Annotated in this window: 10 protein-coding genes, 1 tRNA gene and 1 pseudogene; 5 read left to right on the top strand and 7 right to left on the bottom strand. The window is 60.1% G+C overall.

Features of this window, described 5'->3' with window-relative positions:
- Nucleotides 1-324: 324 nt before the first annotated feature.
- A tRNA-Thr gene (locus J2X56_RS09760) sits at nucleotides 325-400 on the bottom strand.
- 118 nt (nucleotides 401-518) lie between these two features.
- The gene (locus J2X56_RS09755; protein ID WP_134136831.1) at nucleotides 519-1,025 is read right to left on the bottom strand and encodes a hypothetical protein; all 507 of its coding nucleotides are present in this window, start codon (nucleotides 1,023-1,025) and stop codon (nucleotides 519-521) included.
- A 297-nt stretch (nucleotides 1,026-1,322) separates the two neighbouring features.
- On the opposite strand from J2X56_RS09755, the gene J2X56_RS09750 reads away from it, so the two are divergent.
- Nucleotides 1,323-1,649 carry a plasmid stabilization protein gene (locus J2X56_RS09750; protein ID WP_134136882.1) on the top strand — a complete coding sequence of 109 codons (327 nt, stop codon included), beginning with the start codon at nucleotides 1,323-1,325 and terminating at the stop codon, nucleotides 1,647-1,649.
- 212 nt (nucleotides 1,650-1,861) lie between these two features.
- Here J2X56_RS09750 and J2X56_RS09745 read toward each other — a convergent pair.
- Nucleotides 1,862-2,662, bottom strand: a pseudogene (locus tag J2X56_RS09745) (branched-chain amino acid ABC transporter substrate-binding protein); the annotation flags it as partial.
- Nucleotides 2,663-2,931: 269 nt separating this feature from the next.
- Between J2X56_RS09745 and J2X56_RS09740 the strand changes: the two are divergent.
- Nucleotides 2,932-4,134 carry a hypothetical protein gene (locus tag J2X56_RS09740; protein ID WP_310159871.1) on the top strand — a complete coding sequence of 401 codons (1,203 nt, stop codon included), beginning with the start codon at nucleotides 2,932-2,934 and terminating at the stop codon, nucleotides 4,132-4,134.
- A gap of 406 nt (nucleotides 4,135-4,540) precedes the next feature.
- Here J2X56_RS09740 and J2X56_RS09735 read toward each other — a convergent pair whose 3' ends face one another.
- A complete protein-coding gene (locus J2X56_RS09735; protein ID WP_039784467.1) occupies nucleotides 4,541-5,683 on the bottom strand; it encodes a branched-chain amino acid ABC transporter substrate-binding protein in 1,143 nt (380 codons plus the stop codon).
- Between the two features lie 202 nt (nucleotides 5,684-5,885).
- Here J2X56_RS09735 and J2X56_RS09730 point away from each other — a divergent pair, with 202 nt between their 5' ends.
- From J2X56_RS09730 to rpiA, 3 genes are all read left to right on the top strand, one after another.
- Entirely contained in the window at nucleotides 5,886-6,398 is a 513-nt protein-coding gene (locus J2X56_RS09730) for an Lrp/AsnC family transcriptional regulator (protein ID WP_008331218.1), read from the top strand.
- Nucleotides 6,399-6,874: 476 nt separating this feature from the next.
- Nucleotides 6,875-8,638 carry a cation:proton antiporter gene (locus J2X56_RS09725; protein ID WP_034331239.1) on the top strand — a complete coding sequence of 588 codons (1,764 nt, stop codon included), beginning with the start codon at nucleotides 6,875-6,877 and terminating at the stop codon, nucleotides 8,636-8,638.
- Nucleotides 8,639-8,723: 85 nt separating this feature from the next.
- The gene (gene rpiA, locus J2X56_RS09720; RefSeq protein ID WP_039784469.1) at nucleotides 8,724-9,404 is read left to right on the top strand and encodes a ribose-5-phosphate isomerase RpiA; all 681 of its coding nucleotides are present in this window, start codon (nucleotides 8,724-8,726) and stop codon (nucleotides 9,402-9,404) included.
- 88 nt (nucleotides 9,405-9,492) lie between these two features.
- Here rpiA and J2X56_RS09715 read toward each other — a convergent pair whose 3' ends face one another.
- The 3 genes from J2X56_RS09715 to argA all read right to left on the bottom strand — a co-directional run bounded on the left by J2X56_RS09715 (nucleotide 9,493) and on the right by argA (nucleotide 14,077).
- The gene (locus tag J2X56_RS09715) at nucleotides 9,493-12,246 is read right to left on the bottom strand and encodes a pitrilysin family protein (protein ID WP_310159865.1); all 2,754 of its coding nucleotides are present in this window, start codon (nucleotides 12,244-12,246) and stop codon (nucleotides 9,493-9,495) included.
- 147 nt (nucleotides 12,247-12,393) lie between these two features.
- Nucleotides 12,394-12,666 (bottom strand): oxidative damage protection protein, encoded by a 273-nt coding sequence (locus tag J2X56_RS09710; RefSeq protein ID WP_008331210.1) that lies wholly within the window; start codon nucleotides 12,664-12,666, stop codon nucleotides 12,394-12,396.
- Nucleotides 12,667-12,763: 97 nt separating this feature from the next.
- The gene (argA, locus tag J2X56_RS09705; protein ID WP_199725134.1) at nucleotides 12,764-14,077 is read right to left on the bottom strand and encodes an amino-acid N-acetyltransferase; all 1,314 of its coding nucleotides are present in this window, start codon (nucleotides 14,075-14,077) and stop codon (nucleotides 12,764-12,766) included.
- Between the last annotated feature and the right edge of the window lie 36 nt (nucleotides 14,078-14,113).

Raw genomic sequence — 14,113 nt, 5'->3', positions numbered from 1 at the left:
ACCACGGCTATTCGAGAAACCGCATATGCTAGACATGTAACGTGAGTTGCATATGTGGTTGGGACTCAGTGTGGCAAAGATTTATGGAACGCGTCATGACAGAGACCAAAGTAAAGAAATCTTTTACGGATCATGATCTGCGAGCTAAGTGCGCAAGTGATGCTGAGACGCTAGAACAAGCGAGGGGACTGTTAGCTCACGCGCACAGTCGTACGACCCAGCGGGTATCCCGCCAGCGGGCGGAGGTCGTCCAGCCGCTTAGAGCACAGGGCAGCGCATATAGCACAAAAGGGCTCCAAGCAATCGCTTGGAACCCTTGTGTAATGGTGCTGATGGGCGGAATCGAACCGTCGACCTACTGATTACGAATCAGTTGCTCTACCAACTGAGCTACATCAGCAAAAGTCCGCGATTATAACGGGTTCTTTCCGCTTCTTCCACACCCCGGCCAGAAATTTTCAGCTTTCTACCCCCTCGGGCAGGCCCGCCAAGCCTGCGCTAGCCTCACAACATAGCGTTCAGCCATCAATTTTCTTGTCCTCTTCCTTGGCCTCTTCCATCGCATCCGGTTCCAATTCCTCAGCAGAACGGTTGCAATAAATGAAATATCCCCACGCCGCCAGCAAGACACCGGTCCCGACCAGCAGAGCGGCAGCATAGATCATGTCCGCCGCTTCCTCATGCGCGGCACGGAAGGTCATCACCAGTCCCTCGATAGCCAGTGCCACGATCACCACCACGAAAAACCGTGACAGGAAGCGCCGCACCCGCGTCGGCGCGCTGATGTTGGCGTCGCGCACCACCTCTTCCTCCGTAATGGTCTCGGCAATCTGGAATGCCACCACCGCAGCCGCCAGGATGCCGATGGCCTCGATCAGCGCCTGGGCCTGCGGCAGCCCCAGGCCTTCGCTGACCGCCTCGTAACCCATGCTCGCCGCAATGGCGATCAACGCCAGGGCGCCCAGTGCAAACAACAGCGCGATCACCGCATGCACTACACCAAAGACCGCCGTGATCTGTTTCATTGATTCCTCCCGTCCGTTTTGTGATGAGCGATTGGACTGATGAGCCGCATAAAGGTTGTCGCCACGGATCATCGTTGTTTGTTGCCGCGAGGAATCAATATCGGCTGCGGCCCCGCGCTGCGGGCATCGGCGAGCAGGAAGCTGACCCGGACCTCCATCAGTCTTACAGCGTTTTCAGACGAAGCGGGATGCAAGGGCGCCATAGGTGAGCGCAACATCGATGCATCAGCACTGATCGTATCCCTAGCCAGTCCGTGCAGAATGTCACCGGCTGGCGCAACCGCAGAGGAGGCCATCATGCCGCAGACCGCATGGAGCAAGAAACGTGAACGTCAGTATGAACACATCAAGTCCGGTGCCGTCAAACGCGGCACCAGCACCCGGCGCGCCGAGGAGATCGCGGCCCGGACCGTCAACAAGGAACGGGCCCAGCACGGTGAATCCAAGACGGCCAGCAAGACGTCCACCCAAGATATGTCACCCTCTCGACGGGGCGGCCTGCGCTCTCATGCCGGATCTGGCGGCCGCACGTTCAAGCAGTTGTATGCGGAAGCGGCAGCGCGCGGTATCAAGGGGCGTTCGTCGATGAACAAGGCTGCACTGGAAAAGGCGCTTTCCCGATAAGTGGAAATGGCAACGTCACGCAAAAACTAAAGAACCGTCCGCAATACCCTGTTCCAAAACTAAGTAAACGGGCGTAAAGCGTAAACAATTAAAAAAATATGCGCGAGTAGGCCGCCAAACGACAGCGCCCCCGATCTGCATCGGGGGCGCTGCTTTGTTTCATGCCCTGAAGTCCAGCCCGCAAGCCAGCCCGCAGGGCAGGGCGACCGACCTTACTTGGTCACCGCCAGCACGGTACGCTGTCCACCCTTGTACGTGTACAGGGTCAGCGAACCATCCTTGACATCGCCCTTGGCATCAAAGGCGATCACACCGGTCACGCCCTTGTGGCTGATCTTGGCCAGTTCGGGCAGGTACTTCTTGGGATCGGCGGAGCCGGCCTTGGCCATGGCGTCCGCCACGGTCATGGTGGCATCGTAGGCATAGGCCGCGTTGTAGACCACATCGATGCCGAACTTCTTCTTGTAAGCTGCGCGGAAGTCATCCATGCCCTTCTTGCCCGAGGCGTCCACGCCACCGGCTTCGGCACAGATCACCTGGTCTTCGCCCAGGCCATCACCGGCCAGGCCCGGCAGGGAGCCGGTACAGATGCCGTCGCCGCCCATGAACTTGGCGCCGATGCCCAGCTGCTTCATCTGGCGCAGCATCGGGCCGCCCACGGCGTCCATGCCGCCGAAGAAGATCACGTCCGGCTTCTTGCCCTTGAGCGAGGTCAGGATGGCGTTGAAGTCGGTGGCCTTGTCATTGGTGAACTGGGTGCCGACGATGGTACCGCCGGCGGCCTTGGCGCCCTTGGCGAATTCTTCTGCCACGCCTTGACCATAGGCGGTACGGTCATCGATCACGGCGATCTGCTTGGTGCCCAGCTTCTGCACGGCATACTTGCCCAGTGCGGCGCCCAGCTGCGCATCGTTGGCGACCACGCGGAAGGTGGTCTTGAAGCCTTGCTGGGTGTACTTCGCATTGGTGGCCGAGGGGGCTACTTGCTGGGTGCCGGCATCGCTGTAGATCTTGTACCTAGAACACTTAAGGAAACAGAGAAAGAATGGCCTTTTCGGCGAGTTTGAAAAGTGGTTTTGATGGACGTAAAAATGCCCGGATCAACGCGCCAACGCTGCCGGGCTCACACAACTAATCTTTAGGGGAAATTGTGCTTACGACGAGTATAGACAAGGCTGCGGCCAATGCAAATCTTAAGGCGTCACTTGGCTCCTATTTCGCTGGTACGGATGCAAGGCGTTGGAAAACGCTGACAGTAACGGAATTCCCGAAGGGCGTAGAAATGTTCCTGGACGAGGGGTACGAAACCCATAGTGATGGTCAGATATTCGACTACGCGACAGAGGTTGAGGAGCCGACGAAACGCGGCGAAGGCGATCACGAGAAGGCCCGGATTGCTGCGGCTCGTCGCGCAAAGACAAAGGTGCGCAGGCTGGCGAAAATGCTGGAGGCTGATTGCCTGCTTACTCTGACTTACCGAGAATGCATGACCGACTATGCACGAGTCGAGGCTGACTTTAAGGCCTTCAGGGAGCGTCTGCGCAGTCTGGGTGAGTTTCACTATGTCGCCACCTTGGAAGTGCAGAAGCGAGGCGCATTACACGTGCATATAGCCTGTCAGCAGTTTCCGGCGTGGCTGAAGAATGAGCATGGAATGCGTGTGAGAAGCTGGAACCTGATTCGCTCAATGTGGCGTCGTGTCGTTGGAAAGAACAATGGCAATGTTGATTTCACTAGGCCGCGCGGGCGTATTGGAATATTGAGTTACTTCAGCACAGTTCTTGAGGAAAAATATCCGGGAAATGATGCTAGGGTTCGAATCGAACAAGATGGGTTGAGTGTTCGACTCATAGTCGAGAGCGATAACGGCAACAGAGAAGTGATTGAGCGAGCGTTACAAGAATATGAAATGGTTGTGCGAGGGGATGCACCGGTTGATTCCCTGTTTCAGAACAAGGTAAAGATTGTTGAGCTCCAAACTGAGCTACGAATTGCACAGCTCCGAGTTGAAAACCAACGCGACATAATTTCGCTGCAGGGGGAGGAAATTAAAAGCTTAAGGCAGCTGATCGGACATTCGTTATCGCAGAGTCACCCAATAGCTGTGAATGTAAGTCCAGTTATTTGCGTCTCTAATGCTGTGCAGATTCGAAACGATGTTCCGGAGATCCTACTTCAATTGCAACGCCTTTCAGAGTTGACTACTGATAATTCGCAGATGCAACTTCGGCTTCTCGATATGCAGGATGCCTTCGCTGCTCTCGGCGAAAAGAGCACCCCGGATGATGCGAAGGCGTCCAGCGCAATGAAAAAATTGAAAGCTTGGCTCGATGACGCGGCGGCCGTAGGCTCGTCTACGAACAGTTTTCTTCAAAAAGTGGGTGATGGGCTGGAGGTTGTTCAGAAGCTCGCTAAGCATTACAACGCCGTAGCGGAGTGGTGTGGAGCACCACAGGTGCCCAGGATTTTTCTCGGCGAGGATTAATTTTAATCTATATCGACAACAAAAAAGCCCGCTTGAGCGGGCTCTTCAATCATTGAAGCTTTGACGTCGTAGTTGCTTCATGCGATGTCGGACTGTTCTGAAGCCTATTCCGTGATTACGAATCAGTTGCTCTACCAACTGAGCTGCATCAGCAAGAGTCCGCCATTGTAATGACCCAGTGAAACCTGCTCAACTCAAGAAGCCAACGCAAACGCCTCAGCTGGCGTCTTTATCCTTAAATAATTAAAACAATTTGCGATATCGCTGCGGCCGATCTTGGACAATATGCACGGCATACAAGCGCCTTCAAACGACAACGCCCCCGACAACCATCGGGGGCGCTGCATTTTTTAACCGACCCTGAAAACCAGCCCGCAAGCCAGCCAGCAGGGCAGGGCGACCAAATTTACTTGGTCACCGCCAGCACGGTACGCTGTCCACCCTTGTAGGTGTACAGGGTCAGCGAACCATCCTTGACATCGCCCTTTGCATCGAAGGCGATCACGCCGGTCACGCCCTTGTGGCTGATCTTGGCCAGTTCGGGCAGGTACTTCTTGGGATCGGCGGAGCCGGCCTTGGCCATGGCGTCAGCCACGGTCATGGTGGCATCGTAGGCATAGGCCGCGTTGTAGACCACATCGATGCCGAACTTCTTCTTGTAGGCTGCGCGGAAGTCATCCATGCCCTTCTTGCCGGAAGCATCCACGCCACCGGCTTCGGCGCAGATCACCTGGTCTTCGCCCAGGCCATCACCGGCCAGGCCCGGCAGGGAGCCGGTACAGATGCCGTCGCCGCCCATGAACTTGGCGCCGATGCCCAGCTGCTTCATCTGGCGCAGCATCGGGCCGCCCACGGCGTCCATGCCGCCGAAGAAGATCACGTCCGGCTTCTTGCCCTTGAGCGAGGTCAGGATGGCGTTGAAGTCGGTGGCCTTGTCATTGGTGAACTGGGTGCCGACGATGGTGCCGCCGGCCGCCTTGGCGCCCTTGGCGAATTCTTCTGCCACGCCTTGACCATAGGCGGTACGGTCATCGATCACGGCGATCTGCTTGGTGCCCAGCTTCTGCACGGCATACTTGCCCAGTGCGGCGCCCAGCTGCGCATCGTTGGCAACCACGCGGAAGGTGGTCTTGAAGCCTTGCTGGGTATACTTAGGATTGGTGGCCGAGGGGGACACTTGCGGGATGCCGGCATCGCTGTAGATCTTGGAGGCCGGAATGGTGGTGCCGGAGTTCAGGTGGCCGATCACCGCGGCGACCTTCTGGTCGACCAGCTTGGTAGCGACCGCAGTGGCTTGCTTGGGATCGGAAGCATCGTCTTCACCCAGCAGTTCGAACTTGACCTTCTTCCCGCCAATGGTGAAACCCTTGGCGTTCAGTTCTTCGACGGCCATGCGCGCGCCGTTCTCGTTGTCCTTGCCCATGTGAGCATTGGGACCGGAGAGCGGGCCCACGTGGGCGATCTTGACGACTTCCTGGGCATGCGCGGCGCCTGCGAATGCCAGACCGATGGCGGCAGTTAATGGAATAATGGCGCTCTTGAATTTCATAACACTCCTCTGTAGATTGGATTGACCACTTTTAATGTTTTGTCTCACAACACAGTTATTCAGATCCTTGTTGCGGTGACCAGGCGTGCTACTTTGCTTTCGTCCCCGACTTTCTGAATAATGCGACGGTACAACATAAGAATCGGCCAAGCCAAGCAATTTTTGAATGGCCGGCCTGAACCATCATCCTCGACTCTGTCCCATGGCTGCCAAACTTCACACCCTCGACAAGGTGGATCGCAAACTGCTCAACATGCTGCAGAAGGACAACCAGATCTCCACGCGCGTTCTGGCTGAAAAACTGCACATCTCGCAACCGACCTGCCTGCGCCGCATCCGCGAACTGCGCGAGGCCGGCATCATCAGCGCCGAGGTGGCCATGGTCGATCCCTTCGCACTCGGCTACGGCATGCTGGCCTTCCTGGAGATCTCGCTGAACAACCAGTCCGACCAGCACATGCAGGACTTCGAGCAGCGCATGGCCAAGGAGGCCGAGGTGATGCAGTGCTACTTCGTCTCCGGCGAATACGATTACTTCCTGGCGGTCCATGTCATCGACATGGATGCCTACTACCAGTTCGTCAGACGTGTGATCTCGGGATCAGGCAATGTGCGCCACTTCCAGTCGCGCTTCCCGATGAAGCGGGCCAAGTTCACCACCCGCATCGCTTTCGATGAAAAGGCGGTCGAAGTACAGGTGCGCGTGCCCGGCTGAACGCTTGCCGCCTGCCCGCGCGGGATTGGCGGCCAAGCTCATCCATTGCGTTTTGTTAGATTTCGGTGCGTCCATCCCTCAGGATGTACCCGGATTTACTAACTTTTTCATTTTGCTGGCCTGCGATCCCGTTGTGCAGGAGTGTCCGCACGGCAGGGCAGGCACGTACTTTGCATTGCAGTGCGGTTGTCAGTTGTGTTATTTTCGGGGGCATCCCGCAGTGTGCGATGAAGAGGTCTCCCGCCGCTGCGTCTTCGCTGAAGCAGTACCGTGGTCATCAGCAACAAGAGCGGACACAGATCAGCACCCAGCGCCGGGCCCGTGTGGCCGGCCCGCCAGCAGTACCCGCAATCCCTATCATCCACCGTTCGCGGCCCATGCCGCAGGGCGCAGCCTTGCCCGGTGCCGCAGGTTCTGCGAAGCCATCCAGCCACTCCTGCAGCACGCTGCAGAACACAGAAAGGAAATCCCGCACGATGCACGAAGTCGAGTTATTCATCCAGGACATGGCCATCATCATGCTCATTGCCGGCATTGTCACCGTCGTCTTCAACAAGCTGAAGCAGCCGGTGGTGCTGGGCTACATCGTGGCCGGCGTGATCATCGGTCCGCACACGCCGCCCTATGACCTGATCCAGGATGAGAAGACCGTGCACATTCTGTCGGAGCTCGGGGTGATCTTCCTGTTGTTCTCGCTGGGGCTGGAATTCAGTCTGAAGAAACTGGCCAAGGTCGGTGCCACCGCCTTCATCGCGGCAGCGGCCGAGATCCTGCTGATGATCTGGATCGGCTACGAAATCGGCCTCTACTTTGGCTGGAAGCGCATGGACGCCATCTTCCTGGGCGCGATGCTGGCCGTGTCCTCCACGACCATCATCGTCAAGGCCTTGAATGAACTCGGGATGAAGAACGAGAAGTTCGCGCAGATCATCTTCGGCATCCTGATCGTCGAGGACATCCTCGCCATCGGCATGATCGCGCTGCTTTCCGGTGTGGCCACCAGCGGCTCGGTGGATTCCACAGAAGTCTTTACGACGGTGGGCAAGCTGGTGCTGTTCATGACGGTCTCGCTGGTGGTCGGTATTCTCGCGGTGCCGCGCCTGCTCAGTTTCATCGCCCGTTTCAAGAGCAACGAGATGCTGCTGGTGGCCGTGCTGGGCGTGCTGTTCGGCTTCTGCCTGCTGGTGATGAAGCTGCAATACAGCGTGGCCCTGGGCGCCTTCCTGGTCGGTGCGGTCATGGCCGAATCGCGCCAGCTGCACCGCATCGAGCGCCTGGTGGAACCGATCCGCGACATGTTCTCGGCCATCTTTTTCGTGGCCATCGGCCTGCTGTTCGATCCCAATGTGCTGGTCAAGTACTGGATGCCGATCACCATCATCACGCTGGCCGTGGTCTTCGGCAAACTCATCAGCTGCGGCCTGGGAACCTTCGTGGCCGGGCAGGGCGGGCGCACGCCGATGCGCGTGGGCATGGGCCTGGCGCAGATCGGCGAGTTCTCCTTCATCATCGCCGCACTTGGCCAGAGTCTGAAGGTCACCAGCGATTTCCTCTATCCCATCGTGGTGGCGGTCTCGGCGGTGACGGCGCTGCTCACCCCTTACCTCATCAAGGCCGCCGACCCGCTCTCGGCCAAGGCGGTCACGCTGGTGCCGGCGCGCGTCTCGGGCCTGCTGGGCATGTACTCGCGCTGGCTGGAAAGCCTGCAGCCAACGGGCGACCGCGCCGAACTCACGCGCATCATCCGCCGCATCCTCATGCAGGTGATGGTGAACCTGGCGCTGGTGATTGCAGTGTTCCTGGCGGGCGCCTTCTTTGTGGACGGCTTGTCGCGCCAGCTCTCGGCATGGACGCCGGATCCGGAGGTGCAGAAGGCCATCATCTGGGGCTGCGCGTTGGTCATTTCCTTGCCCTTCCTGATCGCCACTTACCGCAAGCTGCAGGCGCTGTCGATGCTGCTGGCGGAGGTCAGTGTCAAGCCGGAGTTCGCGGGAGCGTATACTTCCGGGGTGCGCAAGGTGGTCTCGGAGGTCTTGCCCATCATGTCCATCGTGGGCATCATGCTGCTCATCTTCGTGCTCAGCGCCAGCATCCTGCCCCCGCTGAACCTGCTGGCCTTCGTGCTGGCCGCCGCTGCCGGGCTGCTGTGGTTGCTGTGGAGCAAGCTGGTCAAGCTGCATTCACGCCTGCAGATCGCGCTCTTCGAGACCCTGGACGAACAGCCGGACGACGTGCATTGAGCATTGTCGATCCCGCAATCTGAGAATTTTTTGCGTTGCCAAAAAGGGAACGCTCCCGGTTTTATTTACGTTGAACTGAACCATCATGACTCAAGACGAACTCAAGCAAGCCGTGGCCAAGGCCGCCATCGACTACGTGGTCGACGGCGAAATCATCGGCGTGGGCACCGGCTCCACGGCCAATTTCTTCATCGACGAACTGGGCAAGATCAAGCACCGCATCAAGGGCGCCGTGGCGTCCTCCGAAGCGACTGCCGAGCGCCTGCGTTCGCACGGCATCACCGTGTTCGATCTCAACGAGGTCGAGACCATGCCGGTCTATATCGACGGTGCCGATGAAATCAATGGCAGCGGCGCCATGATCAAGGGCGGCGGCGCTGCACTCACGCGCGAGAAGATCGTGGCATCCGTGGCGCAGAAGTTCGTCTGCATCGCAGATGGTTCCAAGCTGGTTGATGTGCTCGGTACTTTCCCGCTGCCGGTGGAAGTGATCCCGATGTCGCACGCCGTGGTGGCCCGCAAGCTGGCCGCACTGGGCGGTGAGCCGCGCCTGCGCCTGAACAAGAATGGCGACGGCAAGCCGCTGGTTACCGACAACGGCTGCTACATCATCGACGTGCTGGGCCTGGCCATCACCGATCCGGCCGACATCGAAGACAAGATCAACAACATCGTCGGCGTGGTCACCAATGGCCTCTTCGCGCGCCAAGGGGCCAATGTTTGCCTGCTGGGGACGGCCGAAGGCGTCAAGAAACTGGAGTTCTGAGAACCTCCATTTTCTTGGTCGCAAACAAAAATGCCCGTGTCGCAGGACACGGGCATTTTTTTCATCTCGATGATTTCAGGCGGATGCCTCAGGGCTGGCTGGCCTTGGCCTCATCCCGAGCAATCACCACGGTCATGCGCGCCGGATCGATGTACTTGCGCACGGCCGCATTCAATTGCGCCAGCGTCAGGTCGGCCAGCTTCAGGTCCAGCTGCTGCTGCCACAGGAAGCTGCGGTTCAGGTTCATCAGCGCGCTCCAGCTGGTGGCGATGCCGCCATCACTGGCGCGCTGCTGGTTGCGTTGCTGCAGGATGCCGGACTTGGCGCGCAGCAGTTCCTCCTCGGTGAAGCCATCCTTGATGAGAAGGGCGATTTCTTCGCGCACGGCGGCATCGACCTTGTCCAGGTTCTGCGGGGCAGCGATTGCGCGCACGCTGAAGTAGCCTGCATCGCTGATGGCACCGACCTGCAAGCCGCTGTTGATGCCATAGGACAAACCATCCTTCTGGCGGATGCGATCCGCCAGGCGCGACTTCAGGCTGGAGCCGCCGAGCAGGTAATTGGCCACGGCCAGGGCCGGATAGTCGGGATCATCATCGCGCAGGCGGATGTTCTGGCGGGCCAGGTAGACACCGTTTTCCTTGTCCGGCGTATCGATGAGGATGCGCTTGGGCGGGATGTCGGCCCAGGTCTGCAGCACGCGCGCATAGGGGGCGGCACTGGTCCAGCCGCCGAAGGCTGCATCGATGGCCTTGCGTGCAGCCTCCGCATCGAAGTCTCCGACTACCGCGACTTCACCATGCGAGGCCCCGTAGAAGCGGCGATGGAAGGCCTGCACCTGTTCCAGCGTCACCGCCTGCACGGCAGCGATGCGTTGTTCCAGCGTCTGCGCAGCGCGCCAGTCGCCGTCCGGGTAATGGTTGAAATGCAGTTGCAGCGCTTCGCCGGCACGCGCGTCCGGCTCCTTGCGCGTGGCTTCCAGCGCCGCCACGGTCTCATTCTTCAACTGCGCGAATTCAGCCGGATCCATGCGCGGATGGCGCAGTACTTCGCCTACCAGCGCAAACGCCGGGACCAGATTCTCGCGCGTGGTCTGGAAGCGATAGACGTTGCCGTTGATCTTCAGGCGCGTGAATTCATCGGCCAGCTGGCGGCGATCCAGATCGCGCGTGCCGCGCATGAGCATGGCCGCCGTCAGCGAGGCGACCGCACGCTGGCCGAACAGGCTATCGGCATCGCCAAACTCCAGGTTCATGCTCACCGAGACCGTCTGCCCACGCGATTGCTTGGGCAGCAGGGCCAGCTTCAGTGCGGTGTGGGGCGGCTGGCCTGGCGCTACGCGTGTGGTGCGCTGTTCGATGTTGCCCGGTGCCGGATCAAAGGCTTCGCCCGAGGCGATGGCCGGGCGCGGCTGGTATTGCGCCAGCAGCGATTCCACGCTCGGTGCGGGCGGGACCTCGGCACGCTGTGGATGATCTTCCGGCAGGTAGAGACCGACCGTACGGTTATCGCGGCGGAAGTAGCGGCCAGCCGCCGCAGCGATGTCAGCGCTGGTCAGCCGCTGCTCCAGATCGCGTTCGATGAAGACCAGACGCCAGTCACCACGTGCAATCGCATTGGACATCGCCACTGCCATCTGCTGTGGATTGTTCTGCAGCGTCTCGAAGTTGTTGGCACTCTCGCGGCGCAGGCGTGCCAGTTCCTCGGCGGTCGGCGGTGCGGTGCTGAAGGATTCGACGGCGCTGATCATGGCCTGCTTGACCGGTTCGATGTCAGCGCCTGCCTTGACCTGCGCCACGATCATCTGCAGCCCCGGCGCGTAGCCGCTCAGCGGCATCGCATAGACCTGCGTGGCCAGTCCCTTTTCCACCAGCAGCTTGTGCAGGCGGCCATTGGGCGTGTCGGTCAGGATGTCGCTGGCAAACGAGAGGGCGGTGGCATCCGGATGCAGCGCGGAGGGCATCTTGTAGCCCAGCGCCACCAGTTGCAGGTCGCCACGGCGGCGAATGGCGAACTGGCGTTCGCCGTCCTGAGTCGGCTCCACGGTCCAGAATTCAGGCAGCTTGCGCTTGGGCTTGGGCAGGCGGCCGAAGCTCTGGTTGACCCATTGCAGTACCTGTGCCGGATCGAACTTGCCGGCAATGAGCAGCACCGCATTGTCGGGCTGGTAGTAGGTGCGGTAGAAGGCTTGCAGGTTCTCGATGCGCACGTTCTCGATGTCGCTGCGCGCGCCGATGGTGTTGCGGCCATAGCTGTGCCAGTCGTAGGCCACGCTCTGCATGCGCTTCAACATCACGCGCGAGGGCGAGGTCTCGCCGGATTCAAACTCGTTGCGCACCACCGTCATCTCGCTGTCGAGATCCTTGCGCGCGATACGGGAATTGACCATGCGGTCGGCTTCCATGGCAATCGCCCATTGCAGGTTGTCCTTGCCCGCCTCGAAGGTCTCGTAGTAGTTGGTGCGGTCCAGCCAGGTGGTGCCGTTGAAGTTCATGCCGCGCTTGCTGAATTCTTGCGGGATCGCCGGGTTGTGCGGCGAGCCCTTGAACATCAGGTGTTCAAGCAGGTGCGCCATGCCGGTTTCGCCATAGTTCTCGTGGCGCGATCCGACCAGGTAGGTGATGTTGACCGTGACCGTGGGTTTGGAATCGTCGGGCAGCAGGAGCAGCTTGAAGCCATTGGCAAAGCGGTATTCGCTGATGCCCTCGGCGCTGGGGCCTTGCGTGACGCCGGCTGGCAGCGTCGGCGCAGCGCTGGCCGTGGCCGCGTGGGCCCAGGGGGAAACAAAGGTAAAGCCGAGACTGACGGCAAGCACGGCAAGGCGCAGATGACGCAGGGACAAGATGAGCTCCAGCGGGAAGTCGGTAGGGAATCAGGGTTCGGAGTCGGCATTGTAGACGAGCCGGCCGCCGCGATGCGTCAGCCAAAACAAACGCCGCCGTGGCGAACCAGGGCGGCGTTGCGGCCTTGCTCAAGCGACCAGGGCAGCTTATTCGCTCGGCGGCACGTAACCGGCGGCGGCATCGGCGCCTTCGCCGAAGAAGTGCTTCTCCATCTGCGCGGCCAGATACTTGCGGGCGCGGGCGTCGGCCAGCATCAGGCGGTTTTCGTTGACCAGCATGGTCTGGTGCTTGAGCCAGGCGGCCCAGGCTTCCTTGGAGACACTTTCATAAATGCGCTTGCCCAGCTCGCCCGGATAGGGCGGGAAGTCCAGGCCTTCGGCTTCCTTGTTCAGTTTGATGCAATGGACCATGCGTGCCATGTCGATTCCTTGGTTCGTTAAGTTGAAATGCCTGGGACGGGCGGGCCAGCGATGGGGGTCAGCGGTTGAGCCTGCTCACGTCCTGACGGAAAAATGATTAATACAAATTCTTGATCAATACCTGCGACTTGCGCTGCCAGTTGTAGATCTGCTGGCGATCTTGCGGCAGGTCGTTGACACCGGCCAGCACGAAGCCGCGCTTCAGGAACCAGTGCGAGGTACGGGTGGTGAGCACGAAGAGCTTGGTCAGCCCGGCTTCGCGGGCACGGGTTTCGATGTGCTTCAGGATACGGTCGCCGTCGCCCTGGCCTTGCACTTCCGGGTTGACGGTGAGGCAGGCCATCTCGCCCATGCGTTCCTTGGGGAAGGGATACAGCGCAGCACAGCCGAAGATGACATTGTCGTGCTCGATCACGGAGAAGTAATGGATTTCCCGTTCGATCAGTTCGCGGCCGCGCTTGACCAGGGTGCCATCGGCTTCCAGCGGTTCGATCAGCTTCAGGATGCCGCCGACGTCCTCGATGGTGGCCTGGCGCAGGCTTTCCAGGTTCTCGTAGGTGACCATGGTGCCCACGCCATCGTGGGTGAACAGTTCCAGCAAGGCCGAGCCATCGGTGGAGAAGGGCACGATGTGGGCGCGCGAGACGCCGGCGTTGCAGGCCTTGACCACGCTGGCCAGATAGAAGGCCGCATCCGAAGGCAGGAAGCCGGCCGATAGCACGGCCTCAGCCTGGTGAGAAGACAGCTCGCGGATTTCGGCGCCGCCGGCATCCTTCATCAGCGGGGTTTCAGACAGGAAGATCAGTTTTTCGGCGCGCAGCGCGATGGCGGCGGACACGGCCACGTCTTCCATGGTCAGGTTGAAGGCTTCGCCGGTGGGCGAGAAACCCAGCGGCGAAAGCAGCACGATGCCGCCTGCGTTCATGATGGGCTGGATGACGTCGGCGGCGATCTTGCGCACCACGCCGGTCAGTTGCAGGTCCACGCCATCAATCACGCCCATCGGGCGAGCGGTGACGAAGTTGCCGGAGATCACGCGGATGGCCGAATGCGCCATGGGGGTATTGGGCAAGCCCTGGCTGAAGGCGGCCTCGATGTCCAGGCGCAGTTCGCCGGCGGCTTCCTTGGCGCATTCGAGGGCGGCGCTGTCGGTCACGCGCAGGCCGTTCTGGAAGCGCGCCTCGACATTGCGCAGGGCCAGCTGTTCGGCCACCTGCGGACGCGAGCCATGCACCACCACTACGCGGATGCCCAGCGCATGCAGCAGCGAGAGATCTTGGGCCAGCACCTGCAAGCCGCCGGCCGTGACCAGCTCACCCGGGAAGGCGACCACGAAGGTCTTGCCGCGGAAGGCGTGGACATAGGGCGCGACGGAACGCAGCCAGTTGACGAATTCGGTCTGTTTTTCCATGACGCGCATTATAACCAGCGTCGCGGCGGGCCGTAG

Origin of the sequence: Herbaspirillum sp. 1173 (genome assembly GCF_031455335.1) — a bacterium.
In the GTDB taxonomy this organism is placed as follows: domain Bacteria; phylum Pseudomonadota; class Gammaproteobacteria; order Burkholderiales; family Burkholderiaceae_D; genus Herbaspirillum; species Herbaspirillum huttiense.
This window is presented reverse-complemented; position numbering and strand designations above follow the sequence as displayed.